This window comes from Mesorhizobium hunchu (genome assembly GCF_040081975.1).
Classification (GTDB): domain Bacteria; phylum Pseudomonadota; class Alphaproteobacteria; order Rhizobiales; family Rhizobiaceae; genus Mesorhizobium; species Mesorhizobium hunchu.
On sequence record NZ_JBEBMG010000013.1, the window covers coordinates 21,715 to 48,487 of the forward strand.

Here is a 26,773-nt window from a genome sequence, read left to right on the forward strand (position 1 = left end):
ATTTCACGAAATCAAATGGGGAAATCTTTTTTGCGCCATGTCGGAACCACGTGTTTGGTCGCTTCGTGGTCGTCGCCCGACGATTGCCTTTCCTGCGATGTAATTCTAAAGCTCCCCGCGACTGTACGGCGCTTGTCGCTGTCCCCGGATGCTCTGTAGCGGAAGGATTTCCGGATTGGCAATAGAAGAATCGGCATCAGCGGGCCGTCTCCCGGTCTCGGCCTTCATAATCTGCCAGAACGAGGAAGCCTATCTGGGCAACTGCATCGAAAGTCTGCGCGAGTTCAAGGATATCGTTATCGTGGACTCGGGCTCGACCGACGGAACGCTGGACCTCGTCCGATCGTACATGGCCCACGGGTGGCCAATTCGGCTGTTTTCGGAAAAATGGCGCGGATACGCCGGGCAAAAGCAGTTTGCGCTCGACCAGTGCCGGGAGCAGTGGTGCTTCAATGTGGATTCCGACGAGCGTCTCGATGAGGCCTTGCGGGCGGCGCTTCCAGAACTTCTTGCAACCGGAGATTCCATTGTCGGTTGGCGTATCGCGCGCCGTCCTTATCTGATCGGCTACGGCTACACGCCGGCGAATGTCCACGAACGGCGCAACCTGCGCCTGATCCGGCGAGGTAGAGGCCGCTACGACCTCGACCAGAAGGTGCATGAGGGCATCGTACCCGATGGGCCGGTGGGCAAGGCGGTCAAGGGCAGCCTATTGCATTTCCGGCCGCTTGTGATGGACGAACAAATTCTCAAGGAAAACAAATACTCGACACTCAAGGCCGACCAGAAGATGACGGAAGGCGGACCGGCGCGGCGTCTCAAGCTGGTTCTCAATCCGCCAGTCTATTTCCTGCGTCTCTATTTGCGCAACGGACTATGGCGCTGCGGCCTTCCGGGTTTCATCGAGGCAATGACGGGTGCGGTCTATTCGTTTTTGACGGAGGCGAAAATCTATCAGCGTCACGCACTGCGTACAATGCCGCCGACCGACGATATGGGCGTTCGCGCCGAAGCCCATCGAAACGAGAGCCGCTGATGAAGATCGTTCATTTCCACTTCGGCAAGGATGGTGGGGCCGAACGGTTCTTCGTCCATCTGGTAAACGCGTTCGCCAAACGCGGGGTCGAGCAGCAGGTGGTCATTCGACCAGGGCGCCCTTGGCGGGCGAGTTTCGATCCATCCGTCAGGGTGATCGAAAGCCATTTCAGGACCGCGTCTCTGGACCGCGTTCTGCTGCCGCTGCGCGTTCGCTCGATGATCCGAAAGTGGAAGCCGGATGGCATTCTGGGCTGGATGCCCAAGGGCGCCAAGCTCGTACCCGGTGAGGAGGGGCCGATAAGGCTGGCCCGCCTTGGCGATTATCCGACATCGCTGAAGAAGTTTCGCAACATTGATGTTCTCGTGTGCAACACGCCGGGCATCGCACGCCATGTCCGGGATATGGGATGGTTGCGCAGGGTCGAGGTAATCTCGAATTTCACCGGGACGGCGGTCGTCAAGCCTGTTGCTCGCGGTATCCTGGATACGCCCGAGGACGCCTATGTCGTTTCGTCGATGGGGCGTTTCGTGCCTCGCAAAGGGTTCGACGTGCTTGTCAGAATGCTCGCCAGGAAGCCTGATATTTATCTGTGGCTTGTCGGTGGTGGAGAAGAAGAACAAAATCTGAGGGAACTGGCTGCTGAAACAGGCGTGGCCGATCGGTTGCGTTTTGCCGGATGGCAACAGGATCCGCAGCCCTACATCGCGGCCAGCGACTGCTTCGCCATGGCCTCCAGCCATGAACCCTTGGGCAATGTGATTTTGGAAGCGTGGGCGCAGGACGTGCCGGTTGTTTCCACCCGCTCCGAGGGGCCGACATGGTTCATGCGCGATGGCAACAATGGTTTAATGGTCGCTATCGGTGACCACAACGCTTTCGGCGAGGCGATCGACCGGTTGCAGTCCGATCCGGGACTGGCCCGACATCTGATCGAGGGCGGCCGCAAAACACTAAATAGGATGTTCTCGGAAGATGCAGTTGTCAATGCATATATAAATCTAATATCGGCAGGTTGAGTCCACTGGTCTAATCTCTGTAATCCATCCCCCCGCCCCGATCGCATCAATGGATCGCTCTCGCGTTTCGGTCCCGAATGAGCATCTTCATTTTCTAGAAAAGCACCGTCAAAGTAGCTTCCGATATTTCTCGCAGTTAAAAGAGCCTGATGGCCTGCTGTCTTCGTATCAAGCCTGTGGGGAACATGGGCAACCAGATGTTACAATATATGTGGGCGTTGAACCTTCAACGCCTGACGGATGACACGCATATCTGCGGCCATGATATTCCGTTTTGGGGCATCAAAGCCGATGTGCCGGACGAGTTTGGCAGGCACCCGCTGCGTCTGGGAGGACATTTTCTTAATGTGGATCATGTCGGGAAATTGATTCGAAACGGAACCGTCAAGAACATATTACTAGGTGGTCTTGGATTTCAGATCCAGAATTACGCGTCTCCGGAATTCTACCGAAAAGTATTTCTATCTGATGCTATCGAAGCAGAGGGATACGGAGAGGAGTATGTCGTTTTCAATATACGAGGCGCAGAAATTCTCAAGAATTGTCACGCAGATTATCGACCTGTTCCTTTTTCCTATTTCGATACTGTCATTGCCACCGCAAAGGCTAGGCCTGTATTTCTCGGTCAGATAGGAGATGACGATTATTCGCGAGAGCTACGAAAGCGTTATCCGGACGCCGTTTTCCAGCCAAGTCGTGGGCCTCTTATCGATTTCGAAACGCTAAGGCGCTCTCATCAGATCGCCATCGCGGTAAGCACCTTTTCCTGGCTTGCAGGTTGGCTTTCTTCCGCCAAGGTGATTCACTACCCTATGAGTGGAATGCTCAACCCACTCCAACGCCCAGATATTGATCTTACCCCTTCTGAAGATCCGCGTTATCGCTTCTACCACTTTCCCGTGCAAAAATGGTCTGCGACCGCAGCCGAAATGAATGAACTCTGGGTCCCAGGCGAACATCGTCTTTTGAGTGTCAATGAAGTGTGCGCATTGCGGCAAAGAGCCGCCGAGACGATCCGCTGGCAACGCAGATGGAAACGCTTGAAGATCAGCAGTCACGCGCAATTGCTGCGCTTGTTGCCTGGATGATTGTGGCCGACATCTAAATCTCCACCATCCCCGCGTGCTTCACCTGCCGGATTGTCAGCGCGGTGCGCACGGTGTCGACGTTCGGTGCCGAGGTCAGGTCTTCGATGACGAAGCTCTGGAAGGCGGTGAGGTCGCTCGCCACGCAATGCAGCATGAAGTCGGATTCGCCCGACACCATCCAGGCGTCGCGCACGATCGGCCAGCCGCGGGTGCGTTCGGCGAATATCTTCAGTTCCGCGTCCGCCTGGTGGTGCAGGCCGACCAGGCAGAAGGCGACCACGTCCATGCCGAGCGCCGGCGCGTTGAGGATCGCGCGATAGCCGCGGATGATGCCGGCTTCCTCCAGCCGGCGCACGCGCCGCAGGCAGGGCGGCGCCGATATGCCGACACGCTGCGACAGTTCCACATTGGTGATGCGGCCGTCGTCCTGGAGCTCGCGCAGGATCTTCCAGTCGATGGCGTCGAGATCGGCTTTGAGCGGCATGAAACCTGTTCGCGCAAGAATCTTTCGTTTTTCCGTCATTAAACGAACCAGCGCGGAGCGCCAGTCCCAAAACCGGTCTCAAGCCGCGTCGCACCGGCGGGCAAGGGGAAAAGCGATGCACAATGCAGCTTTCCGGGGACACCGGCGAAGCGTCCTTGCTGGTACGGTCGCCAGCACATACATTACCGACGATCCATTCTGTCCTTGCCGCCGCAGCCGGCGGCCGTTCGTCATCCCGGGGCCACAATGACAACCAAGCACGCACCCGTCCTCATCATCGGCTCCGGTCCGGCCGGCTATACGGCCGCCATCTATGCCGCGCGCGCCATGCTGAAGCCCATGCTCGTCGCCGGCCTGCAGCAGGGCGGGCAACTGATGATCACCACCGATGTCGAGAACTATCCCGGTTTCGCCGATCCGATTCAGGGGCCGTGGCTGATGGGCGAAATGCTCAAGCAGGCCGAGCATGTCGGAACCGAGGTGATCAACGACATCATCACCGAAGTGGACCTCGACGTCCGGCCGTTCGTCGCCAAGGGCGATTCCGGCACCGTCTACACCGCCGACGCGCTGATCATCGCGACCGGCGCGCAGGCCAAATGGCTCGGCATTCCCTCAGAGCAGGCTTTCATGGGCTTCGGCGTTTCGGCCTGCGCCACCTGCGACGGCTTCTTCTACCGCGGCAAGGACGTGGCCGTGATCGGCGGCGGCAACTCGGCGGTGGAGGAGGCGCTCTACCTCGCCAATCTGGCGAAAAGCGTGACGGTCGTTCATCGCCGCAGCGAATTCCGCGCCGAGCGCATCCTGCGCGAGCGGCTGATGGCGAAGGAGAACGTCCGCGTGGTCTGGGACAGCGTGGTGGACGAGATCACCGGCCGCCCCGGCCAGGCCCCGCTGCCGCCGTCGGTGGAGGGCCTGAAACTGCGCAACGTGGCGACGGGCGCGCAAAGCCTGCTCAAGGTCGACGGCGTCTTCGTGGCGATCGGCCACGCGCCGGCCGTCGAGCTTTTCGCGGGCAAGCTGAAGCAGAAGCCGAACGGCTATCTGTGGACCGAGGCCGATTCGACGCGCACCAGCGTGCCCGGCGTCTTTGCCGCCGGCGACGTCACGGACGACGTCTATCGGCAGGCCGTCACCGCGGCCGGTCTCGGCTGCATGGCCGCGCTCGAGGCGGAGAAATATCTGGCTGGCATAGAGCTGCATCGCGAAGCGGCGGAATGACGCGCTCGTCGAAGTATGTGAGAAAGGTCGCTTAAAAGCCTGATTTGATGAACTAAGACGCCAAATCAAAACGAGGGGAACCCATGGCGTTGGATTGGGACAAGTTACGCGTGTTTCACGCCGCGGCGGAGGCCGGGTCGTTCACCCATGCCGCCGAGACGCTTCATCTGTCCCAGTCGGCGATTTCGCGGCAGGTCAGCGCCCTGGAGCACGACGTCGGCGTGCCGCTCTTTCATCGGCACGCGCGCGGCCTCGTGCTGACCGAGCAGGGCGAGATGCTCTATCGCACGGCGCACGACGTGCTGATGAAGCTGGAGACCATCAAGAGCCAGCTCATGGAGACGACGGACCGGCCGAGCGGCGTGCTCAGGGTCAATACGACCGTCGGGCTCGGCACCGGCTGGCTGACGGAGCTGGCGAAGGAGTTCCTGGACCTCTATCCGGAGATCAATCTGCAGTTCGTGCTCGCCAACGAGGAACTGGACCTGACCATGCGCCAGGCGGATTGCGCGGTGCGCCTGCGGCAGCCGCAGCAGCCGGACCTGATCCAGCGCCGGCTGTTCGCCGTCCACCTGCACGTCTTCGCCGCTCAATCCTATCTCGACCGCTTCGGCGTGCCGAAGACCGCCGCCGATCTCGACCAGCACCGCATCGTCACGTTCGGCGAGCCTGTTCCGGCCTATCTTGCCGGCCTGAACGCGCTGGAGACGGTGGGACGGCGCGACGGCGACAAGCGCCCGTCCGTCCTGCAGATCAACGATCTGATGTCGGTGCGGCGGGCGGTACGGCGCGGCGTCGGCATCGCCATGCTGCCGGACTACATGGCCGGCAAGGAATCGGGTCTCGTCCCCATCCTCCCCGAACTGGAAGGGCCGTTCTTCGACACCTTTTTCGTCTATCCGGAAGCGATGAAAAATCAGGCAAGGCTGAAGGCCTTCCGGGATTTCATCTTCGCCAAGGCCCGCAACTGGACTTTCTGAGGCCGGCCCACACGCGCCGCGCCGGCTTTTTCAACATGGGCGGCCAGATTTTGGCCTCGATGCGGCAAGCGCTCGCAGGGACGTTCCGGAGCTTTTCGAATATCAGGCAGTTTGCGTGCCTGTTTTGTGGCCCTATGGCTGCAAAACAGGCGTTGGACCACAGCTCATGTCTTTTTGCATGCGTGCGTTGCAAAATGGATGCTTGTTTCTTGGGCAGGATGCACCAATATATCACTCATCTCCTGGGCGTGTTCTCCTCCCATTTGCGCCCACGAGTGTTCCCCTCTGGAGGTTTAGCCTTAACAGGCACTTCCAACAAACTCAGCCGGATCTTCTTGGATCCGGCTTTTTTGTTGTCTGCAGTACAGGCAATTCGAATGGCATCTTGCTATCGGCTGGATGGGGCAGGTCGTGCAAGGCAGCACCGGACCGATCTACGGCTGGGAAGGTAATGTTTTCGATGCCGGATCGGCAATGCCGTTCGACTGGCGCGCGCTGCACCGATTTCCTGCCAAGCGCAGGGAATTCGCCGGTGTAACCGTGACATGTAACCCCCGTAACGTATTCTGTCGGCGTCGACCGCGATAGGACAGGCTAGGACGCGGCGTGACCGTGCGAGGGATGGGGGCATCACTCGTCGGTCGGGCTCAGGCGGCGGCCGCGTCCAGCCATTTTCCGCGCAGGCGGCATAGCCATGCGGCGGACCTGCCGTTTTCCTCCCTCGGAGACGGTCCGCTACAACGGCGTCCGGATCTCGATCCGGGCGCCGTTTCTCGAGTGGATCGCTGGAGCAGCAGGCGTTCTGGCGAGCGCAGTTCCGCTGTCCCAGCCTGTTTCCTTAACCTCATTTGTGCGGACGCCAGACGATTGCGTCCGGCTGCAAAATGCTTACAGCACGATGCGTTTGATCGGATTCATGTGTTGTGCTGTAAGCTTTTGTTTTTTCGCATGTCGTTGTCCCAAAACCGATGCGCACTTTTGGGCGACATGCTTTAGGCCGCCTTTCCGGCCGCGTTCATCGCATCGTCTGCCAGGCGGCCGCTCAACTCGGCCATATGGTCGAAGGCGGCGGTATAGCTGGCCGCCCCTGCCGTGGCGGATCGCAGCTCTATGATCAGGTCGCCGATCTCGGCCTGCGGCATGGTCGCTTCCACCACGTCCCAGCCTGTCCAGCCCGGCCGCGCGTCATAGCCGAGAATCTGGCCGCGCCGCTGCGGGATCAGGGCGATGATCCTGGCGGTGGCGTCCGAGGGCGTGACGATCTCGACCTTCATGACGGGCTCCAGCAGCACCGGCGAGCATTGCGCCATGCCTTCCTTCATGGCGATCCTCGCCGCCATCTGGAAAGCCATGTCGGACGAATCGACGGAATGGTAGGAGCCGTCCGAGAGATTGACGGCGATGTCGACGACCGGAAAGCCGAGCGGGCCGTTCTTCATATAGTCGCGGACGCCGGCCTCGACCGACTGGATATACTGCTTCGGCACCACGCCGCCGGTGATGGTGTCGGTGAACCGGAAGCCGGAGCCGCGCGGCAGGGGCTTGATCTGCAGTACGACGTCGCCGAACTGGCCGTGCCCGCCCGACTGCTTCTTGTGGCGGCCGCGTTGCTCCGCCGTCTTGCGGATGGTCTCGCGATAGGGGACGGCGGGAGCGTCGCCCTCGACGGCGATCTGGTTCCTGCCTTCCAGCCTTTCGCGGGCGACGCGCAGGTGCATTTCGCCGAGCCCGGACAGGACCGTCTCGGCCGAATCCTGGTTGTGGTGGAGGCTGAGTGCGGGGTCTTCCTCCGCCAGCCGCTGGATCGCGGCTGACATCTTGACGTCGTCCTTGCGCTCGCGCGGGCGCAGGGCGAAGGCGTAGACGGGCTGTGGCGGCGTCAGCGCCACCAGCGGCGCCATGCCGCCCTTGGCGGAGGTCAGCGTGTCGCCGGTGCGGACGGCGTCCAGCTTGCCGAGCGCCACCGTGTCGCCGGCCGTAGCAGACCCTTGCTTGGACTGGTCCCTGCCGAACAAGCGATAGATGCCGGAAACCTTGGCGGTTTCGCCATCCGACAGATAGAGCTCCGAGCCGTCGGCCACCTGGCCCGACAGGATGCGCGAGACGGAGAGCTTGCCGCCATGCGGCGTGTGGACGGTCTTCATCACCTGGACGACGGCGGCGTCGCCGTCCGGTGCGCCAAGCCGCTTGCGGGTGGCGGCGATGTCGGGCGCGTCGTGGCGGATCGCCTTGAGCAGCCGTAGCACGCCGTTGCCCTTCTCGGCCGTGCCGATCAGCACCGGCGTGACCGAACCGTCGCGCAAATCCGCGGCAAGGTCGTCGAACACCGCGTCGCGCGGCGGCTCGATCTCCTCCAGAAGCTGTTCCATCAGCCGGTCGTCATGATCGGCGAGCGTCTCCAGCATGGAGAAGCGGGCCTCGGTCTCACGCGCCTTGTCGTCGCCGGGAATCTCGATCACCTCGCTCTCGGCATATTCGCGATAGACATAGGCGCGCTCGAGCGCGAGATCGATCGAGCCGATGACGACGCCGTCCTTGCGCAAGGGAATCTGGCGCAGCAGCAGCGGCACGGCGCTCGCCGGCTGCAGCATCTTGAGCGTCTCGCGAACGCCGGCCGTGGTCTTGTCCACCTTGTTGAGGAAGAGGATGCGCGGCACGCCGAGATCGTCCAGCCTGCGCAGCAGAAGCTGCAGGGCCGGAACCTTCTTGTCGTCGGCTTCCGCCACCACGACCGCGACGTCGCAGGCGGCCAGCGCCGGTTCTGCCTCGAAGGCGAATTCGACGGAGCCGGGACAGTCGATGAAGGTCAGCGTGTCGCCCATGAAATCGGTCGTGGCGACAGTAGCCTCGACGCTCATGGCGTGGGCGCGCGCCTCAGGCGAATGATCGGAGACCGTATTGCCGGACGAAACCGTGTTTTGTCGGGAAATCGCGCCCGTTCGGGCGAGAATGGCTTCGAGAAGTGTGGTCTTGCCGCTTGCGAAGGGACCGACGATGGCAATGCATTTCGGTCCCGTGCGTCGTCCTCCGGCGCGATTGTCCCTTTCACCCATGACTGACCTCCACTCGCGTTTCCTTGGCGGGGCGGTCAGCAAAAACGGATAGCGGTTTCGCCGACCGTACGCTCGTTGAGCGGCGGCCGGCCTGCGGCCGTCGCGGCCAGGCGGGTTCGTGGCGCTTGGCCGAAATCATCGTCACACGGGTTTGGGGCAAGGGCAAGGAAAATAGCGGCAAGGCGATGGGCATCTGGGCGGCATCCCGTTTGCGCCGGAAACGTCGCATGACACATGACAGCAGAGGACTGCCGTAGAATGGCGGGCGTTCCGACGAACGCAGTTCCGCTGCTCCAGTCTGTCTTTCCTGGCCGCATTTGTGCGGATGCGAGACGATTCCGTCCGGCTGCAAAATGCTCTAGCCTAGCCCAGGTATCGCCGGATGGCGCAAACCAGGCGGTAAAACGCTACAGAGGAGATCATCAACCATGTCCACCGAAACGAACGAACTGGAACATCTGGGACGGATGGTGACGAGCGGGCGGCTGTCGCGCCGTGATTTCCTCGGCCGGGCGGCGGCGCTCGGCGTTTCGGCCGTCGCGGCCAATACGCTGCTTTCAGGCGGCGCGCGGGCCGAGACGCCGGTGAAGGGCGGCACGCTCAAGGCCGGCATGGTCGGCGGCGGCGCGACCGACAGCCTCGATCCCGGAAGCTGGACCAACCAGGTTCCCTATACCTATGGCCGCTGCTGGGGCGAACAGCTCCTCGACGTCACGCCCGCAGGCGAGATCGAACCGAAGCTGGCGGAGGAATACAGCTCCACGCCGGACGCCAGGACGTGGACCTTCAAGATCCGCAAGGGCGTCACCTTCCACAACGGCAAGGACATGACCCCGCAGGACGTGGTGGCGACGATCGAACGCCACGGCGACGCCAATTCGAAATCCGCGGCGCTGCCCTTCGTCTCCTCGTTCGAGAGCGTCAAGGCGGACGGCGATACCGTTGTCGTCACGCTGAAGGAGGCCAACGCCGACCTTCCCTACGTGATCGGCGACTATCACCTGATGATCCAGCCGAACGGCGGCAAGGACGATCCCACCGCCGGCATCGGCACCGGGCCGTACAAGGTGGCGGAGAACCAGCCGGGCGTGCGCCATGTCGGCGAGAAGTACGACGGCTACTGGCGCAGCGAGCGCGGCCATGCCGACCACATCGAGATCATCGTCATCAACGACGGGACGGCGCGCACGGCCGCTCTGCGCGGCGGGCAGGTCGACATGATCAACGGCGTCGAGCCCAAGATCGTCGATCTCATCAAGCGCGTGCCCAATGTCACGGTGCACAATGTCCCCGGCAAGGGCCATTACGTCTTCATCATGCACTGCGACACCGCGCCGTTCGACAACAACGACCTGCGGCTGGCGCTGAAATACGCGATCGACCGCGAGGAGATGCTGCAGAAGATCCTCAGCGGCTACGGCTCGATCGGCAACGACATGCCGGTGACGGCGGCCTATCCGTTCTTTTCCGACGACATCGAGAAGCACAGCTTCGATCCGGACAAGGCGAAGTTCCACTTCAAGAAATCGGGGCACGATGGGTCCGTGCTGCTGCGCACCTCGGAAGTCGCCTTCCCCGGCGCTGTCGACGCCGCGCAGCTTTTCCAGCAGAGCGCGGCGAAGTGCGGCATCACGCTCGATATCAGGCGCGAGCCCGGCGACGGCTACTGGACGAGCGTGTGGAACAAGCAGCCCTTCTGCGCGTCCTACTGGACCGGCCGCCCGACGCAGGACCAGGTCTATTCGCTCGCTTATCTCAAGAGCGCCGAGTGGAACGACACGCGTTTCTTCAACGACGATTTCGACAAGGCGGTCCTGGCCGCGCGCGGCGAGCTCGATGCGGCAAAGCGCAAGGCGCTCTATCGCCAGGCCGGGGTGATCCTGCACGACCAGGGCGGCGTCATCGTGCCGATGTTCAACAACTATCTCGACGCGACGGGACCGAAGGTCGGCGGCTGGATCGACGATCCGAACGGCGAGCTGATGGGCAGCCATGCGCTGACCAAATGCTGGGTCAAGGCTTAGGCCGACTTGCATCCATCGCCCGGACGGGAAACACTTCGTCGCCACGGCGAAGAGGCGTATCCTTTGCCATTGCTCTTGTCGTTCCCAGTTGGAGGCCCGCGATGAAAGTCATTCCCGTCGGCAGCGTTCCCAGCCGATACCCGCCGGATGCCTATTTCACCGGCAGGGTGGTGCAGACGCCGATCATCGAGGCCGAGGAGCCGGCGCGGCTGCGCGCCGTCGTCGTCGCCTTCGAGCCGGGCGCGCGCACGGCATGGCACACGCATCCGCTCGGCCAGACGCTGCATGTGACGTTCGGCTCGGGCCTGGCACAGGTCTGGGGCGAGCCTGTGCAGACGATCCGCGCCGGCGACACGGTATGGATACCGCCCGGCGAAAAGCACTGGCACGGCGCCGGGCCGGATACGGCCATGACCCACATCGCCATGCAGGAAGCGCTCGACGGCAAGGCGGTCGAGTGGCTGGAGAAGGTCGGCGACGAGCAGTATGGCGGGTGACGGTTAGCCTTCTTTGTGTGGAAGGATAATCGTGCAGCACCCCCACCCCTAACCCCTCCCCGCAAGGGGGAGGGGACGCAGACATCGCCGCGCGCACGAAATCGCTTGCTCTGGCTTAGGGTGGCGCAACCGCAAAGTCCCCCTCCCCCTTGAGGGGAGGGATTAGGGGTGGGGGTACCTGCGCCCGGCTGACAGGTAAAATAGAGCCTAAAGCGCGTCGCGATCTTTCAGATTCGCCGGCCGCGCTTTAAGCCTTTGTTTTTATGCATGTCGTTATCCCGAAACCGGGTCCCACTTTCGGGCGACATGCATTAGCTCAGGCTTGCCGTGAAGCGCTGGATGCGCGTGCAGGCTTCCTCCAGCAGCGCCTCCGACGTGGCGTAGGAAATGCGGAAGTTGGGACCAAGGCCGAAGGCCGACCCGAACACCACCGCCACGCCTTCGGCCTCCAGAAGCTCTGAGGCGAAGGTCTCGTCATTGTCGATCACCTTGCCGTCCCCCGTCTTCTTGCCGATCAGCGCCGCGCAGGACGGATAGACGTAGAACGCACCCTCCGGCGACGGGCAGGTGATGCCGCGCGCCTGGTTGAGCATGGAGACCACGAGATCGCGACGGGCCTGGAAGATCGCCTTGTTCTTCTTCACGAAATCCTGCGGCCCGTTCAGCGCCTCGACCGACGCCCATTGAGCGATGGTGCAGGCGCCGGACGTCTGCTGGCCCTGGATCATGTCCATCGCCTTGATGAGCGGCAGCGGGCCGGCGGCGTAGCCGATGCGCCAGCCGGTCATGGCATAGGCCTTGGAGACGCCGTTCATGGTCAGCGTGCGTTCGTACAGCTTCGGCTCGACCTCGGCGATGGTGCGGAAGACGAAGTCGCCATAGGTCAGGTGCTCGTACATGTCGTCCGTCAGCACCCAGACGTTCGGGTGCTTCAGAAGCACGTCGGCCAGCGCCTTGAGTTCGGCCTCGGTGTAGGCGGCGCCCGACGGGTTGGACGGCGAGTTCATCAACAGCCACTTGGTCTTCGGCGTGATCGCCTTTTCCAGCGTCTCGGCGGTGAGCTTGAAGCCGTTATCGATAGAGGTGTCGGCGAAGACCGAGGTGCCGCCGCAGATCGCCACCATCTCCGGATAGCTGACCCAGTACGGGCGGGGGATGATGACCTCGTCGCCGGGATTGAGGGTCGCCATGAAGGCGTTGAACAGGATCTGCTTGCCGCCGGTGCCGACGATGGTTTGGGCGGGCGTGTAGTCGAGATTGTTCTCGCGCTTGAACTTTTTCGCGATCGCCTCGCGTAGCGGTGCGATGCCGGAGACCGGCGGATACTTGGTCTCGCCGCGCCGGATCGCCTCGATCGCCGCGTTCTTGACGTTGTCGGGCGTGTCGAAATCGGGCTCGCCCGCGCCGAGGCCGATCACGTCGCGGCCCGCGTTTTTCAGCTCGCGCGCCTTCTGCGTCACCGCGATGGTCGCGGAGGGCTTTACGCGCGAAAGGGCGTCGGCGAGGAAGGCCATGACTTGTCGTCTCCTTGGATGAGCGGCATTGCTTGCCGCGGCGCCTCTATTGTCGCATCGCGCGGCCGAGCGCAAGCATTGTCGACTGAGCCAACCATGCCGGAAAAGGTCGCAGGCGAGCCGATTCATTAACGTGCGGTAAAACGTTGGACGTCTAGACTCGTGTCGTTTTGAGATCATCGCGAGCGAGGCTTCCTTGTCGCGCAGCATCGGGCTTGCCCACATCATCCGCCATGACGACGGCACCTCGAGCGGGGTGTGGGGCATATATGAGATCAGGAGCGCCTTCCAACCGATCTTCGCTTTTCATGACGGCAAGCTGTCGGTCACGGCGTTCGAAGGGTTGGTGCGGCCGTTCCGCGACGGGGGGCCGCAATCGCCCGGCAGTTTCTTCTCCACCTGCCCGGCCGCTGATCGTCTTCATATCGAGACGCTGACACGCACGCTGCACCTGCTCAATGCCGGTGCCTGCCTGCCCGCCCATGCCTCCATCTTCGTCAATTTCGATCCTTCCGTCTTCGTCGACCGCACGATCGCGGAGACGGCGCTGCGCGAGATGCGCCTTGTGCTGCACGAAGCCGGTATCGATCCGCGCCGCGTGGTGTGCGAGGTGACCGAGCAGCGCTCCGCGTCGGAGGAAACCCTCTACCAGTTCATCGAGGCCTTGCGCGCCAGCGGTTTCCGGATCGCGGTGGACGACTACGGCGCCGACGATTCCGACATCAACCGCATCAAGGATTTCCGGCCCGACATCGTCAAGTTCGACGCGCACTGGATCACGCAACTGATGGATTCCACGGCGGGATTCGCGCTGCTGACGACCATGGTGCGCAGCTTCGAGGAGCAAGGCATCCGCACCGTCTTCGAGGGCATCGAAGAGAGCTGGCAGCTCGAACTCGCCGAAAAGGCAGGCGCTTCGATGGTGCAGGGCTTCGTGCTGGCACGTCCCGAACTGGCGCCGACCAGCTTCCGGATGTTCGATCAGGCAGCCGCAGCGCCGATGGCCGATCCTGCGGCCGTGTCCTCTGCCGCGCCGACGCCGGTCGCTCCCTCCGGTTCTCGTCCTGTCCGGGTCTTCGGGCGCAGGGGTGCGGCATGAGCAGTCACCAACAGGAGCGTCGCAGGGACGTCCGCCAGGCGATCTTCGCCGACGAGATCGGTCTCGAATACGGCGTCTATGGCGATTTCCGGCTGCGCAGCGCCTGCCAGCCGATCTACGAGGTGCGGGACGACCGACTGGTCCCGGTCGCGGTGGAAGCGCTCGTCCAGCCGCAGATCCTCGGTGAGTCCGCATCCGCACAGGACTTCCACGACCACATACCGGCCCGGGACCGGTTGTTCGTCGAGGGCCTCTCGCGTGCGCTGCATATCCGCAACTATCCTTTTGTCGGCCTCGAAGGGGTCGATCTGTTCTTCAACTTCAATCCGCTGATCAACGACCATCTCGGGCGCGCCCTGGTCGAGATACGCGATCTCGTCCGGCATCTGTCCGATTATGGCCTCGATCCGTCGAAACTGGTCTGCGAAATCACCGAGCAGGCGTCGGCGGACGACGAGACGTTGCTGGCGATCGTGCGCGAGATGCGTCGCAACGGCCTGCGCATCGCCGTCGACGATTTCGGTGCAGGCCATTCGACCGATCTGCGCGTGCATCTGCTGGAGCCGGACATCGTCAAGATCGACGGCGGCTGGTTCGCGGAACTGTGCCGCCACGCCGCGGCCGAGAAACTGTTCAGGCCGCTGCTTTGCCTGCTTCACGACCAGGGCGCGAAGGTTCTGGTCGAGGGCATAGAGCGGCCGGAGCAACTGCGGGTCGCGCTCGACGCCGGAGCGGACCTGCTGCAGGGCTATCTTCTGGCGCGGCCGGTACTGACCGGCACGCTGCTTCCGGAAACGCCGCTGTCCATCGACGGGCTGATCAGGCCGCCGGCCAAAATCATTCCCCTGTTCGGCTGAACGATCATTGAAATCGATACGATCCGTACAAAAGATCTGACTGGATCGGAGCGTCCGGGCGGGTAATGCTCGCGCCACAACGGAGTGAGCGCATGACCATTCTCTACGGCATGGCCGACAGCGGCAATTGCTACAAGCCGAGGCTGCTGATGGCCAAGCTCGGCATTCCCTTCCGCAATATCGAGGTCAGCTCGCATTCCGGCGACACGCGCAAGGCCGACTATCTCGCCAAGAATCCCAATGCGATGGTGCCGTTGCTCGAACTCGACGATGGAAGGCGGCTGGCCGAATCCAACGCCATCCTGCTCTATCTGGCCGAAGGGACGCGCTATCTGCCGCAGGATCGTTTCGAGCGGGCGCTCTGCCATCAGTGGCTGTTCTTCGAACAATACAGCCATGAGCCTTACGTCGCCGTGCGCCGCGCGCTCCTGACCTTCCCCGAACGCGCGGCCGATGCGACGCCGGAACGGCTGGCCTCGACGCTGGAGCGCGGCAACAAGGCGCTCGGCGTCATGAACCGACGGCTGGCGGAAACGCCCTTCTTCGCCGGTTCCGCCTATAGCGTCGCCGACATCGCGCTCTACGCCTATACGCATACGGCGGAAGAGGGTGGCTTCCAGATCGACGCCTATCCGGCCGTGGCCGACTGGCTGAAGCGCGTGGAGGCGGACCCCGGCCATGTGCCGATGGACTGGCTGCCGAACTGACGCCGTCAAAGAGATTCAGCGAGAAGCCCCATGATCCTGATCGGCCAGTATGATTCCCCGTTCGTGCGACGAGTCGGCATCGCGCTGACACTCTACGGCCTGCCGTTCGAGCATCGGCCCTGGTCGACCTTCGGCGAGGCCGACAGGATCAGGCCGTACAACCCGCTGGCGCGCGTGCCGACGCTGGTGCTCGACGACGGCGACGTCCTCATCGAGAGCCATCTCATCCTCGATTACATCGACAGCCTGGTGCCGGCAGCGCGGGCGATGGCGCCACGCGCCGAGCCGGAGCGCCATCGGGTGCTGAAGGTCTGCGCGCTGGCGACCGGCCTCTCGGACAAGGCAGTGGCGCTGTTCTACGAACTCAACTTCCACAAGCAGACATCCGATCTGTGGGTGCAGCGTTGCCGCACGCAGATTGGGGACGTGCTCTCCGTTCTGGAAGGAGACCGTGCGGGGCGGGCGGGCGATTTCTGGTTCGGCGACCGGATCGGCCATGCCGACGTGGCCGTCGCCGTCATGCTGCGACACCTCGGTGAGGCCCATCCCGACTTCGTGTCGATGGACGCCTATCCGGCGCTCAAGGCACATGCGGCCCGCTGCGAGGCGCTGCCGTTGTTCCAGGCCGTGTCGCAGCCCTTCATTGCACCTTCATAGCTGTCGGCTGCGGTTCGCAGGCCTGATCGAGGCAACAAAAAAGGCGGGCAAAGCCCGCCTTCCATGCTCGGTAGCCTGACCGGGAGCGTTGGGGCCGGGCCGGCGGGCAATCTGCCGCTTCGGCTTGTCGGATCCTTTCCGCTCCGGCGCGCTCATCGCGCGACCGCCAGTACATCCGTGACTTGTCGTGCGCCGCGATCTAAAGATCGCTGCGCGCCATCGCCAAATCAGGCTGCCTTGCTCAGAGACCCAGCGGACGACTTGCCGGTGCGGCGGTCCTGCTCGATCTCGAAGTTGATCTTCTGGCCCTCGACCAGGCTGGTCATGCCAGCGCGCTCGACGGCGGAGATGTGGACGAAAACGTCCGCGCCGCCATTGTCGGGGGCGATGAAGCCGTAACCCTTGGTGGCGTTGAACCACTTGACGGTTCCAGTTGCCATGATTGTCTTCCTTCGTTTGCTTGCGTTCTAATGACCGAAATCACTCCGGTCGATGGTATCGAGATTTTGGAGATAGACGTCTGCAAACGCGTGGAAGCGTGGTGCGGGTCGATCGGCCCGAAATATCAACAGCACCCAATATAGTTGCAGCGTGCGGCGAAAACAAGGCCTTGGGCGCCGGCGTCGCGAAGCATATCATGCAAGGCGGTGGAACCGCACGTTGCCGCAGGCGTTGCTGGCAAGCCCGTTCCTGAAACGCCCTCGCGGAGGATCGATCATGGGGGATATCGCATCATGAAGGCCATTCTCATCGCCGTAAGCCTGTGCCTGATCGCCGGAGAGGCGCAAGCCATCTCCCGCTACGACCCGACGCGCATGAGTTGCGAGCGGGTGAAGTCGACGGTGGCCGCGAACGGCGCCGTGATCCTGCGCTACCGGTCGCAGCACAATCGCAGCCTCACGCTCTACGACCGGTATGTCGCGTCCGGGCGGTTCTGCAATCCCGGCGAGGTGAGGACGCGCGCCTATGTGCCCAGTGCCGATCTCAATTCCTGTCCCGTTTACAATTGCAAGCGGCTGGATCTGGACAGCAGGCACCGCCGCTTTGTCTTTCCGATGAACTAGGACGGGGGCGGGCGGCCAGTCGAGGCTGCCTGTCTTCGCAAAAGCGATCAGAACCCGAAGGAGCTTTGCGTGGAGGGCGGCGGTCCGACCTGCACGCCTTCCAGGCCGAGCATCTTTTCCTTCGTCGCCGAGCCGCCGGGCGCGGAAAAGCCGCCGATCTTGCCGCCGGCCGCCATGATGCGGTGGCAAGGGATCACCAGCGGCACCGGATTGGCGCCGAGTGCGGCTCCCGTCTCGCGCGCCAGGCCCGCATGGCCGGCGCGTTTGGCCAGTTCGCCATAGGTGGTGACCTCGCCGAAACCCAGCTTGCGCGCCGCGTCATAGATGGCGAGGCGGAAATCATCGACGCCGCTCAAATCCACCGGGACCGTGTCGAACGCGACCGTTTCTCCGGCCGCATAGGCCCTGATGGCATCGACCAGCCCATCTACCCATTGCGGCCTTTCTCTATCAGGAATCGTGCCGTTAAGCCGCAGAAGCCGCCTTTCGACACTCTCCCGGCTCTTCTGCGGCAGGCAAAGCCGCGTCAGCCCTTTGGCGCTCCAGGCAAGGCCCATGAAGCCCAGGGCGGTTTCGAACACCGTATGGCCGATCGCCTCGGGTCCCGTTTCATCAAAGGTCGCGGTCATTTCCGTGCTCCTTTTCCTTCCCTGTGCCCGTGACGTTGGACCGGCACAAATCAGGAACAATATGGCATTTCCCAAGTATGTCAGCCACCCGAAAAGCGTTACCGATCCGCCGATTGCCGATGCGGGACGGCTCGTGTAAGGAAATCTCAACCTTAATCATCGGACCTCGTAGCGGCTTGCCGGCGAAATTTCTTTTTTCCCTGACCGGTATCGCCGTTTCGGCGGCGGCGCTTTGCGGCTGCACGTCGACGAGCGGGACGACGCATCCGCAGAACTTCACCAAGACGTCCGCGGCGGCCGGCGCCGATGCCGGCTTCCAGCTTGACCTGCCCGAGACGGTGGCGGTTGTGCCGGAACCGTCGGGCAGGGCGCCCGTCGCAGCCTCGACGCAGGTCGCCGAAACGCAAGGAGCCGCACCGGCGGCCGCGTTCGCCGGGCCGACGCCCGGTGCTTCCAGTTCCGCGGTCGCCGCCGTGGCGGCGCAGGGCCAGCCCTCTGTTGAAAGCCGACCGGCGGTGGCTACGGCCGCATCCGATAAGGCGTCCGGGGCAGCGATCCCGATGGAGACGGCGAAGGATCTGAGCAAAATGTTCCCGGCCGCGCCGACGATGCCGGCGCATGATGCGACGGTCGTCGCGTCGATCGAGCCGGTCTCCTACAGCGGCCCGGTGCCGCTCTACCTCGCACCGGCGCCTTTGCCGTCGCGCAATGCCTTCGCCCATACCGAAGCCCCGAAGGACAGGGGCGAGGTCGAGAAGCTGGTGGAGAAATACGCGCGGCTCTACCAGGTGCCGGTGGAACTGGTGCGCCATGTGGTGAACCGCGAGAGCACCTTCAACCCGAAGGCCTACAATCACGGTCACTGGGGGCTGATGCAGATCAAGCACCAGACCGCGCGCGGCATGGGCTATGACGGTCCGGCGAGCGGCCTGTTCGATGCCGAGACCAATCTGAAGTACGCGGTGAAATACCTGCGCGGGGCGTGGCTCGTGGCCGGGCGCGACCAGAAGCGGGCCGACTGGCTCTACCAGACCGGCTACTACTACGAAGCCAAGCGCAAGGGCATGTTGGAACTGACGGGCCTCGGCATCGACCGCAAGCGCCGTCGCGCGGCGCAGGAAGACGTGCGGCTCGACCCCGAGCGGCTGGTGCGCCCGCCGGTGCTGCCGGTCGGCGCGCCGGGCTGACGGCGGGAGGCGATCCGGGCACCGTGGCAACGTGTCCGCTTACCGGTCAGATATAGGGCCGGTCAGATATCGGGGGCGTTGCCTGTCTTTTCCTTCATCGCGATCGCCCAGGCCCGGCCTTCGTCGCCGCCCCACAGCAGCCAGGCGACGTAGCCTGCCGAAGGGTTCTCCTCGTTGCCGAAGTTTTTCGCCCGCTTGTCGACCTCGTGGCGGGCGAAGAACGAGACCATGCGCTTGATGGTGCCGGGCGAGAGGTGGACGCGGTTCTTCAGGTCGCGCGCCCGCGCCACGCCGATCTCGGTGCTGCCGCGCCCGAACCTGCGGCGCAACTCCAGACCATGTGCGGCGTTGTTCGCCACGACTTCCGGGCACCGCAAATCTATCTCGTCGTCGCTCATGGCCGCCTCTTCTTTTGCTGCATCGTCTTGCAGGTGGATAATGGTCCCGTATGCGCCGTTGTTCCCGCTCCGGTTGAAGGCGGCGCGCGCGAAAATTTACCATGCCTTGCCTGCCTGCCGAATGATTGGCGGATGATGCAAATGCGAACGATCGAAATTACCGGCGCTTAACAGGCGCGGTGATTGAAGGCTGCGTGAACAAGAAAAAGACGACCATGCAAACTGCCTCCGCCGCCGCCCGCCCGCCCGCCAGACGTTCCCGCCTCCGTTTAGCCCTGCTTGCGCTGACGCCATTGGCATTGGCCGGCGGGGGCTTTGCCGGCTGGACCGTCTATGCCGCCCGGGCCGAGCACGAGCCCGAGCCGGATGCCACGGTGGTCGCCGCGATCCCGCCGGAAGTGGCGGCCGAATCCTCCTTTACCCATTCCTTCGCGCTTTCGGTTCTGGTCGCGCCCAAATGCGGCGTGGCGCGGATGCCGGCGCTGATGGCCGCCAGCGAGGAGGAGGCGCGGGCCGACGGCAACCTCGTCAACCTCTCCTGGCTCGCAGCCGCCCGCCGCGCCGCCGCGACCACTGCGATCTCGTGCGATTACCTGCGTGCCGAAGTGCGGCAGGCCGAGCATCGCGCGGTCAAGCTGGCGCAGGAGAAGGGCGAGGCGCCGCAAGCCGAGCACTGAGCGGCGGCGGGATGTGCGGGACGCCGGACATGCTTCGGCCCCGAATGCTGCGAAACCGGGTGCCGTTCGTGGCGCGCATGGTCTAGGCTCGCCTGTCAGAAGTCAGGAGCCCTCCCATGCCGTCCAATCCGCCTCCCGCCATCAAGCTGCCGCTCAAAGGCTCGTGCCGCTGCGGCCAGGTCGAGGTCGCGGTGACGAAGCCGCCGCTCGCCACCAGCGCCTGCCATTGTCGCGGCTGCCAGAAGATGTCGTCGTCGGCCTATTCGCTTACCGCCATCATTCCATCGGACGGGTTCGCGGTGACGAAGGGCGAGCCGGTGCTCGGCGGCCTGCACGGACCGGACAGCCACCATTATTTCTGCCCGCACTGCATGACGTGGATGTTCACCAGGGCCGAGGGCATGGACTGGTTCGTCAATGTGCGGCCGACCCTGTTCGACGACACGGACTGGTTCCGCCCCTTCATGGAGACCTATACCTCGACGCGCCTGCCGTTCGCCGAGACGGGCGCCGTGCATTCCTTCCGCGAATTCCCGCCGATGGAGGCGTATGAGGGGCTGGTGAAGGAATACCAGGCCTGGACCGGCTGACCCACGGTCCAGCGCGACGACCAGTCCGCGCGCCACAGATCCGAGCGGCAGCCGCTTCGCGTCGGCAATGCGCGGGGGATGGTCGCGGTTCCCTTCACATTTCGCAACCGGCGGGGCCTGGCCGCGTTGGCGGGCTGAGGGATCACACGAACCCGGGAGTCACTTCCATGAAAACCATGCTCACGCTCACCACCGCCGCGTTGCTCGCCACCACGTCGCTTGCCCTTGCGCAGACCTCGAACGGCATGAACACGCAGGATTCCGGCCAGGCGGCGCCGATGCAGCAGGCGCCGGCCAGCGATGCGGCCGCGACCGAGACCAAGGTCGACACCGCCACCTTCATCAAGACGGTGCCCGGCGCCAATGCCTTCGAGATCGAGTCCTCCAAGCTCGCGCTCACCAAGGCGTCGTCCGACGACGTGAAGGCTTTTGCGCAGATGATGGTCGACGACCACACCAAGGCCGGCGAGGACTTTAAGGCGGCGCTGGAGAAGGTCCAGACCACTTCTGCCACCGAGCCGTCCGGCAAGCCCATGGACGCCAAGCAGCAGGCCATGATGGACGAACTGAAGGCGGCCGATGGCGACGCGTTCGAGGCCAAGTACATCTCCATGCAGACCGAGGCGCACAGGCAGGCGGTGGCGCTGTTTTCGGCCTACGCCAATTCGGGCGACGACCCGGCCCTGAAGGAATTCGCCAAGGCGACGCTGCCGACGCTCAAGATGCACGAGAAGAAGGTGAAGGAACTCTCGGCGAAGCATCAGGGCTGAGGGGTTCCTGCGCCCACGCTTCATCGTCGCCACGCTGCGGAAATCCCGCCCTGGCCATTGATTAAATAAGGCTCGCTTCGCGCCCGAAGGACGAAAAGGCCCGGACGTAAAACACCATCGTCATCCCGGAATTCGCTTTCGAGCACAGCGAGAAAGGAATATCCGGGATCCATTCCGCAACATTGGCAAGGTCACGGAATGGGTCCCGGCTCTCGCCTTACGTTTTGCAGACGCGCGGCAGCGACCGGGATGACGCCGGGTTTGATCGCCGGAGAACTTGCCTTATCGCCTTCGGCCTCAGGACGTGTCTGGCGCGGCCAACCTTGCCAGAAGGTTCTTCACCCGAGCAGTCCTCTCCCGATCGACGCATAGAGTGACCGCGCCTAGCAGCTCGAACCGCTGCGCCAGCATGACGATGAGCAGCATCGCCAGCGCCCGCAGACGCGCAGCCATTCGCAAGGCGTCTTCGGCCGTGTCCTGCCCGCCGGCCGAGACCGGCGTGCCGGGGCCGATGAGAAAATCATGCGCCGCTGCCTCAGCGACACTCAGAACACCGAGCAGATACCGGCGGCGAGAAGCGGGAAGGCCGGCGGCGATGTCGGCCAGATCGGCGAGGGAAAACAGCAGCGCCACGATGCGCTCCAGCACATCGCAACTCCAGTCTGTTCCCCAGTCCTCCATTCCGGCCTCCTGTTCGGCGGACCAAGTATGGAAGAGGCAGGAGAGGTGTGGAGAGATTTTTTGGCGAAGGCCCCAACCTTCGTCATCCTCGGGCAAGCCCGAGCGCAGCGAGGGGCGCGACCCGGGGATCCATGCCTGACCCTTGGTGAGGGCCAGCGCGGTGCAGAAGAACATGCGTTCTGCACCGCCTCATTTCGCAAAACCGTTCCGGCATGGATCCTCGGGTCAGGCCCGAGGATGACGAGGCTGATAGGGCATCGCCCTAGGATGACGATGACGATGATTGAGGTGGCATCGCTCGACCTGCCTCAACGCGGAAAGCGATTGGTCTCTCGGCGAACTCTCGTCTAACCTTTCCTCATGACCGGCTATGTCTACATGACCGCCAGCCAGAAACGCGGCACCATCTATATCGGCGTGACCAACGATCTGGCGCGCCGCATCCACGAGCACAAATCTGGAGAGGGCTCCGGCTTTACCGCTCGTTACGGCGTGCAGCGTCTCGTCTGGTACGAGGAGCATTTCGACATGCGCGACGCCATCCAACGCGAAAAATCGTTGAAACGCTGGCTCCGTCAATGGAAGATCGACCTGATCGAAAAGGCCAATCCCGACTGGAACGAGTTATTCGTTGGAATGGGATGGTAGGACAGCTTCCTGCCGCCTCGTCATCCTCAAGCAAGTGGAACGCAGGCCTTTCTTCTTCGTCATCCTCGGGCTCGACCCGAGGATGACGAGGTGCCTCATATGACCGGAGCTAAAAATACTCCTGCAGCGGCCGCACTTCCAAGCTCCCCGCCTTCAGGGCCGCAATGGCTTCCGCCACCGCCGCCGCACCCGCCAGTGTTGTATAGTACGGCACCTTCTGCATCAGGGTGGCGCGGCGGAGCGATTTGGAGTCGGACAGGGCCTTCTGGCCGTCCGTGGTGTTGAAGACGAGCTGCACCTGGCGGTTGCGGATGGCGTCCTCGATGTGGGGGCGGCCTTCCAGAACCTTGTTGATCTTCTCCGCCTCGACGCCGTTTTCCTTGAGGAAGCGCGCGGTGCCGGAGGTGGCCAGCACCTTGAAGCCGAGGCTGGTGAGCCGCTTCACGGCGGGCAGGATGCCCTTCTTGTCCTCGTCGCGCACCGAGACGAACAGCGTGCCCGAGCGCGGCAGGTCGACGCCGGCGCCGAGCTGGCTTTTGGCGAAGGCGAGGGGGAAATCGCGGTCCAGCCCCATCACTTCGCCGGTCGATTTCATCTCCGGGCCGAGCAATATGTCGACGCCGGGGAAGCGGGCGAAGGGGAACACGGCTTCCTTCACCGCGATGTGGCCTGGCGTGCGCGGGTCGGGTTTTTCGCCGTAGTGGGCGAAGGCGCCGTCCAGCGCCTCGCCGGCCATGATGCGGGCGGCGATTTTCGCTATCGGCTTGCCGACGGTCTTGGCCACGAACGGCACGGTGCGGCTGGCGCGCGGATTGACTTCGAGGACGTAGATGGTGCCGTCCTTGATGGCGTATTGCACGTTCATCAGGCCGCCGACCTTCAGCGCCCTGGCGAGCGCAGCGGTCTGGCGTTCCAGTTCGTCGACCGTCTCCTTCGACAGCGAATGAACGGGGAGCGAGCAGGCCGAGTCGCCCGAATGGATGCCGGCCTCCTCGATGTGCTCCATGATGCCGGAGACGAACACTTGCCTGCCGCCTCCCGCCGCATCGCACAGGCAGTCGACGTCGACCTCGATGGCGCCGGAGAGATAGGTGTCGAACAGAAGCGGGTTCTTGCCCAGCAGCGTGTTGATCTGGCCGGTCTTGTCGTTGGGGTACTTCTGCTTGATGTCTTCCGGCACCAGGCCGGGCACGGTGTCGAGCAGGTAGGCTTGAAGCATGCCTTCGTCGTGGATGATCTGCATGGCGCGGCCGCCCAGCACGTAGGAGGGGCGCACCACCAGCGGGAAGCCGAGCTCGGAGGCGACGGTGCGCGCCTGCTCGACCGAATAGGCGATGCCGTTCTTCGGCTGGGTGAGGTCGAGCTTCTGCAACAGTTTCTGGAAGCGGTCGCGGTCTTCCGCCAGGTCGATGGCGTCGGGCGAGGTGCCGAGGATCGGGATGCCGTTCTTCTCCAGCGCCTCGGCGAGCTTCAGCGGCGTCTGGCCGCCGAACTGGACGATGACGCCGACCAGTTCGCCGCGCGTCTGCTCCATCTTGAGGATCTCGATGACGTCCTCGGCCGTCAGCGGCTCGAAATAGAGCCGGTCGGAGGTGTCGTAGTCGGTCGAGACCGTCTCCGGGTTGCAGTTGATCATGATCGATTCGTAGCCGGCCTCGGCGAGCGCGAAGCAGGCATGGCAGCAGCAATAATCGAATTCGATGCCCTGGCCGATTCGGTTGGGGCCGCCGCCGAGGATCACCACCTTCTTCCGATCCGAGACGCCAGCCTCGTTGGCGGTCTGCCCGGCGAAGGGCGTCTCGTAGGTGGAATACATGTAGGCGGTGGGAGAGGCGAACTCGGCGGCGCAGGTGTCGATGCGCTTGTAGACCGGCCGCACGTCCAGCGCGTTGCGCAGATGCGCGACTTCCTTGGCGGTCCTGTCCGTCAGCGAGGCAAGGCGGGCGTCGGAGAAGCCCATGGCCTTGAGCATGCGCAGGTTCTGCGCGTCCTCGGGCAGGCCGTGCTCGCGGATGCGCGCCTCCATGGCGAGGATGCCGGCGATCTGCTCCAGGAACCAAGGGTCGATCTTGCACATCGAATGCACGTCTTCCAGCGAAGTGCCCATGCGGATCGCCTGCGCCACCATCCTGAGCCGGTCCGGCGTCGGCGTGCCGAGTGCTGCGCGGATGGCATTCTTGTCGTCCGGGCCGTCATTGCCGGAAAGGCCGGGGATCTCGATCTCGTCGAGGCCGGTGAGGCCGGTTTCCAGACCGCGCAGCGCCTTCTGCAGGCTCTCCTGGAAGGTGCGGCCTATGGCCATCACCTCGCCGACCGACTTCATCGCCGTGGTCAGCACCGGCTCGGCGCCGGGGAATTTCTCGAAGGCGAAGCGCGGGATCTTGGTCACAACGTAGTCGATCGACGGCTCGAAGGAGGCCGGCGTGGCGCCGCCGGTGATGTCGTTCTCCAGCTCGTCCAGCGTGTAGCCGACGGCGAGCTTGGCCGCGATCTTGGCGATGGGGAAGCCGGTCGCCTTGGAGGCCAGAGCGGAGGAGCGCGACACGCGCGGGTTCATCTCGATCACCACCAGCCGGCCGTCCGCCGGGTTGACGGCGAACTGCACGTTGGAGCCGCCGGTTTCCACACCGATCTCGCGCAGCACCGCGATCGAGGCGTTGCGCATCATCTGGTATTCCTTGTCGGTCAAGGTCAGCGCCGGCGCCACGGTGATAGAATCGCCGGTGTGCACGCCCATCGGGTCGATGTTCTCGATGGAGCAGACGATGATGCAGTTGTCCGCCTTGTCGCGGACGACCTCCATTTCGTATTCCTTCCAGCCGAGCACGCTTTCCTCGATCAGCACCTCGGTCGTCGGCGAGGCGTCGAGGCCCGACTGCACGATGGCGAAGAATTCCTCGCGGTTGAAGGCGATGCCGCCGCCGGTGCCGCCGAGCGTGAAGGAGGGGCGGATGATCGCCGGCAGGCCGACATGGTCGAGCGCCTGCGCCGCGACGCCCATGGCGTGCCCCATATAGCGCTGCTTGCGGTCGCCTTCGCCGAGGTTCCAGCGGGTTTCAAGCGCGTCGAGTTCGGTGTCGGAGGCGTTCGCCTCCTTCAGCGCGGCGCGTTCGGCTTCGTGCTTCTTGCGGTCCTCGTCCTTCACCGAGGTCGCGTTGGCGAGCATCGACTTCGGCGTCTCCAGGCCGATCTTCTTCATCGCCTCGCGGAACAGGGCGCGGTCCTCGGCCTTGTCGATGGCCTGCGCATCGGCGCCGATCATCTCGACGCCGTAGCGCTCCAGCACGCCCATGCGGCGCAGCGACAGCGCGGTGTTGAGCGCCGTCTGGCCGCCCATGGTGGGCAGAAGCGCGTCAGGGCGCTCCCTGGCGATGATCTTGGCGACGACTTCCGGCGTGATCGGCTCGATATAGGTGGCATCGGCCAGTTCCGGGTCGGTCATGATGGTGGCCGGGTTGGAATTGACCAGGATGACGCGGAAGCCTTCCTGTCGGAGCGCCTTGCAGGCCTGGGTGCCGGAATAGTCGAACTCGCAGGCCTGGCCGATGACGATGGGGCCGGCCCCGATGATCAGGATCGACTGGATATCGGTTCTTTTGGGCATTCGGTCCGTCCGGCTGGCTGCTTGCGCGAAAAGGCCGGGGCGGGTTGGGAACCCGGCCGGCTGCACAACGATTCTGGTGTCAGGCTAGGCCGGCCTTATAGGGGAGGATCAAGGGCAGGGGAACCCCGGAAATGGACTCGAACAACCGCGCTGACGGGTCTCCACGGGATGCGCGACGATTCCGGCGGATCGGGCCGGTCATCGACGAAATCGCGGATGAAGAAGCTGGCCGCGGGGCGGCTGCCGTGCCGAAACGTTGCGCGCCGCGATCGCGCCGACGGCCCGAAGG

At 63.6% G+C, this 26,773-nt stretch carries 25 protein-coding genes; 17 read left to right on the plus strand and 8 right to left on the minus strand.

Annotation, left to right across the window (positions count from 1 at the left end; all coding sequences use genetic code 11):
* Nucleotides 1–148 precede the first annotated feature (148 nt).
* From ABMA46_RS18635 to ABMA46_RS18645, 3 genes are all read left to right on the plus strand, one after another.
* Complete coding sequence (locus ABMA46_RS18635; RefSeq protein WP_349001508.1) at nucleotides 149–1,036, plus strand: glycosyltransferase family 2 protein; 888 nt, start codon at nucleotides 149–151, stop codon at nucleotides 1,034–1,036.
* Nucleotides 1,036–2,055: a glycosyltransferase gene (locus ABMA46_RS18640; RefSeq protein ID WP_349001509.1), complete on the plus strand. Its 1,020-nt coding sequence runs from the start codon at nucleotides 1,036–1,038 to the stop codon at nucleotides 2,053–2,055. The genes ABMA46_RS18635 and ABMA46_RS18640 overlap by 1 nt, the downstream gene beginning before the upstream one ends.
* A 185-nt stretch (nucleotides 2,056–2,240) precedes the next feature.
* Complete coding sequence (locus ABMA46_RS18645; RefSeq protein WP_349001510.1) at nucleotides 2,241–3,143, plus strand: O-fucosyltransferase family protein; 903 nt, start codon at nucleotides 2,241–2,243, stop codon at nucleotides 3,141–3,143.
* Between the two features lie 13 nt (nucleotides 3,144–3,156).
* On the opposite strand, the gene ABMA46_RS18650 is transcribed toward ABMA46_RS18645, so the two are convergent.
* Nucleotides 3,157–3,627: an Lrp/AsnC family transcriptional regulator gene (locus ABMA46_RS18650; protein ID WP_349001511.1), complete on the minus strand. Its 471-nt coding sequence runs from the start codon at nucleotides 3,625–3,627 to the stop codon at nucleotides 3,157–3,159.
* Nucleotides 3,628–3,873: 246 nt separating this feature from the next.
* On the opposite strand from ABMA46_RS18650, the gene trxB reads away from it, so the two are divergent.
* Nucleotides 3,874–4,848: a thioredoxin-disulfide reductase gene (gene trxB / locus ABMA46_RS18655; RefSeq protein ID WP_349001512.1), complete on the plus strand. Its 975-nt coding sequence runs from the start codon at nucleotides 3,874–3,876 to the stop codon at nucleotides 4,846–4,848.
* 83 nt (nucleotides 4,849–4,931) lie between these two features.
* The gene (locus ABMA46_RS18660; RefSeq protein ID WP_349001513.1) at nucleotides 4,932–5,828 is read left to right on the plus strand and encodes a LysR family transcriptional regulator; all 897 of its coding nucleotides are present in this window, start codon (nucleotides 4,932–4,934) and stop codon (nucleotides 5,826–5,828) included.
* 992 nt (nucleotides 5,829–6,820) lie between these two features.
* Here the strand turns inward: ABMA46_RS18660 and ABMA46_RS18665 are convergent.
* Nucleotides 6,821–8,881, minus strand: a complete 2,061-nt coding sequence (locus ABMA46_RS18665) for an elongation factor G (protein ID WP_349001514.1) — start codon at nucleotides 8,879–8,881, stop codon at nucleotides 6,821–6,823.
* 428 nt (nucleotides 8,882–9,309) lie between these two features.
* Between ABMA46_RS18665 and ABMA46_RS18670 the strand changes: the two genes are divergently transcribed.
* Both ABMA46_RS18670 and ABMA46_RS18675 read left to right on the plus strand, forming a co-directional pair.
* Nucleotides 9,310–10,905 carry an ABC transporter substrate-binding protein gene (locus ABMA46_RS18670; protein WP_349001515.1) on the plus strand — a complete coding sequence of 532 codons (1,596 nt, stop codon included), beginning with the start codon at nucleotides 9,310–9,312 and terminating at the stop codon, nucleotides 10,903–10,905.
* A 101-nt stretch (nucleotides 10,906–11,006) separates the two neighbouring features.
* The gene (locus ABMA46_RS18675) at nucleotides 11,007–11,402 is read left to right on the plus strand and encodes a (R)-mandelonitrile lyase (protein ID WP_349001516.1); all 396 of its coding nucleotides are present in this window, start codon (nucleotides 11,007–11,009) and stop codon (nucleotides 11,400–11,402) included.
* 311 nt (nucleotides 11,403–11,713) lie between these two features.
* Here the strand turns inward: ABMA46_RS18675 and ABMA46_RS18680 are convergent, their stop codons facing one another.
* Nucleotides 11,714–12,916 carry a pyridoxal phosphate-dependent aminotransferase gene (locus ABMA46_RS18680; RefSeq protein ID WP_349001517.1) on the minus strand — a complete coding sequence of 401 codons (1,203 nt, stop codon included), beginning with the start codon at nucleotides 12,914–12,916 and terminating at the stop codon, nucleotides 11,714–11,716.
* A gap of 196 nt (nucleotides 12,917–13,112) precedes the next feature.
* Between ABMA46_RS18680 and ABMA46_RS18685 the strand changes: the two genes are divergently transcribed.
* The 4 genes from ABMA46_RS18685 to ABMA46_RS18700 all read left to right on the plus strand — a co-directional run bounded on the left by ABMA46_RS18685 (nucleotide 13,113) and on the right by ABMA46_RS18700 (nucleotide 16,236).
* Nucleotides 13,113–14,015: an EAL domain-containing protein gene (locus ABMA46_RS18685; RefSeq protein WP_349001518.1), complete on the plus strand. Its 903-nt coding sequence runs from the start codon at nucleotides 13,113–13,115 to the stop codon at nucleotides 14,013–14,015.
* Complete coding sequence (locus ABMA46_RS18690; RefSeq protein ID WP_349001519.1) at nucleotides 14,012–14,872, plus strand: EAL domain-containing protein; 861 nt, start codon at nucleotides 14,012–14,014, stop codon at nucleotides 14,870–14,872. Before ABMA46_RS18685 ends, ABMA46_RS18690 begins: the two co-directional genes overlap by 4 nt.
* A 92-nt stretch (nucleotides 14,873–14,964) precedes the next feature.
* On the plus strand, nucleotides 14,965–15,579 hold the full coding sequence (locus ABMA46_RS18695) for a glutathione S-transferase family protein (RefSeq protein ID WP_349001520.1): 615 nt from the start codon (nucleotides 14,965–14,967) through the stop codon (nucleotides 15,577–15,579).
* Nucleotides 15,580–15,609: 30 nt separating this feature from the next.
* Nucleotides 15,610–16,236 (plus strand): glutathione S-transferase family protein, encoded by a 627-nt coding sequence (locus ABMA46_RS18700; RefSeq protein WP_349001521.1) that lies wholly within the window; start codon nucleotides 15,610–15,612, stop codon nucleotides 16,234–16,236.
* A gap of 227 nt (nucleotides 16,237–16,463) precedes the next feature.
* Here ABMA46_RS18700 and ABMA46_RS18705 read toward each other — a convergent pair whose 3' ends face one another.
* Nucleotides 16,464–16,676 carry a cold-shock protein gene (locus ABMA46_RS18705; RefSeq protein ID WP_349001522.1) on the minus strand — a complete coding sequence of 71 codons (213 nt, stop codon included), beginning with the start codon at nucleotides 16,674–16,676 and terminating at the stop codon, nucleotides 16,464–16,466.
* A gap of 294 nt (nucleotides 16,677–16,970) precedes the next feature.
* On the opposite strand from ABMA46_RS18705, the gene ABMA46_RS18710 reads away from it, so the two are divergent.
* Nucleotides 16,971–17,300: a hypothetical protein gene (locus ABMA46_RS18710; protein ID WP_349001523.1), complete on the plus strand. Its 330-nt coding sequence runs from the start codon at nucleotides 16,971–16,973 to the stop codon at nucleotides 17,298–17,300.
* A gap of 47 nt (nucleotides 17,301–17,347) precedes the next feature.
* Here the strand turns inward: ABMA46_RS18710 and ABMA46_RS18715 are convergent, their stop codons facing one another.
* Complete coding sequence (locus ABMA46_RS18715) at nucleotides 17,348–17,929, minus strand: methylated-DNA--[protein]-cysteine S-methyltransferase (protein ID WP_349001524.1); 582 nt, start codon at nucleotides 17,927–17,929, stop codon at nucleotides 17,348–17,350.
* Nucleotides 17,930–18,105: 176 nt separating this feature from the next.
* On the opposite strand from ABMA46_RS18715, the gene ABMA46_RS18720 reads away from it, so the two are divergent.
* Nucleotides 18,106–19,116 (plus strand): transglycosylase SLT domain-containing protein, encoded by a 1,011-nt coding sequence (locus ABMA46_RS18720; protein ID WP_349001525.1) that lies wholly within the window; start codon nucleotides 18,106–18,108, stop codon nucleotides 19,114–19,116.
* Between the two features lie 62 nt (nucleotides 19,117–19,178).
* Here ABMA46_RS18720 and ABMA46_RS18725 read toward each other — a convergent pair whose 3' ends face one another.
* Entirely contained in the window at nucleotides 19,179–19,514 is a 336-nt protein-coding gene (locus ABMA46_RS18725; protein ID WP_349001526.1) for a hypothetical protein, read from the minus strand.
* A 215-nt stretch (nucleotides 19,515–19,729) separates the two neighbouring features.
* On the opposite strand from ABMA46_RS18725, the gene ABMA46_RS18730 reads away from it, so the two are divergent.
* The 3 genes from ABMA46_RS18730 (at nucleotide 19,730) to ABMA46_RS18740 (ending at nucleotide 21,551) form a co-directional block, all read left to right on the plus strand.
* Nucleotides 19,730–20,191 carry a hypothetical protein gene (locus tag ABMA46_RS18730; protein ID WP_349001527.1) on the plus strand — a complete coding sequence of 154 codons (462 nt, stop codon included), beginning with the start codon at nucleotides 19,730–19,732 and terminating at the stop codon, nucleotides 20,189–20,191.
* Between the two features lie 116 nt (nucleotides 20,192–20,307).
* Nucleotides 20,308–20,781, plus strand: coding sequence for a GFA family protein (locus tag ABMA46_RS18735; RefSeq protein ID WP_349001528.1), 474 nt, complete (start codon nucleotides 20,308–20,310; stop codon nucleotides 20,779–20,781).
* 167 nt (nucleotides 20,782–20,948) lie between these two features.
* A complete protein-coding gene (locus ABMA46_RS18740; RefSeq protein WP_349001529.1) occupies nucleotides 20,949–21,551 on the plus strand; it encodes a DUF4142 domain-containing protein in 603 nt (200 codons plus the stop codon).
* A 297-nt stretch (nucleotides 21,552–21,848) separates the two neighbouring features.
* On the opposite strand, the gene ABMA46_RS18745 is transcribed toward ABMA46_RS18740, so the two are convergent.
* A complete protein-coding gene (locus ABMA46_RS18745) occupies nucleotides 21,849–22,232 on the minus strand; it encodes a hypothetical protein (protein ID WP_349001530.1) in 384 nt (127 codons plus the stop codon).
* Nucleotides 22,233–22,592: 360 nt separating this feature from the next.
* Here ABMA46_RS18745 and ABMA46_RS18750 point away from each other — a divergent pair, with 360 nt between their 5' ends.
* Complete coding sequence (locus ABMA46_RS18750) at nucleotides 22,593–22,880, plus strand: GIY-YIG nuclease family protein (RefSeq protein WP_349001531.1); 288 nt, start codon at nucleotides 22,593–22,595, stop codon at nucleotides 22,878–22,880.
* Between the two features lie 109 nt (nucleotides 22,881–22,989).
* Here ABMA46_RS18750 and carB read toward each other — a convergent pair whose 3' ends face one another.
* Entirely contained in the window at nucleotides 22,990–26,484 is a 3,495-nt protein-coding gene (gene carB / locus ABMA46_RS18755) for a carbamoyl-phosphate synthase large subunit (protein WP_349001532.1), read from the minus strand.
* Between the last annotated feature and the right edge of the window lie 289 nt (nucleotides 26,485–26,773).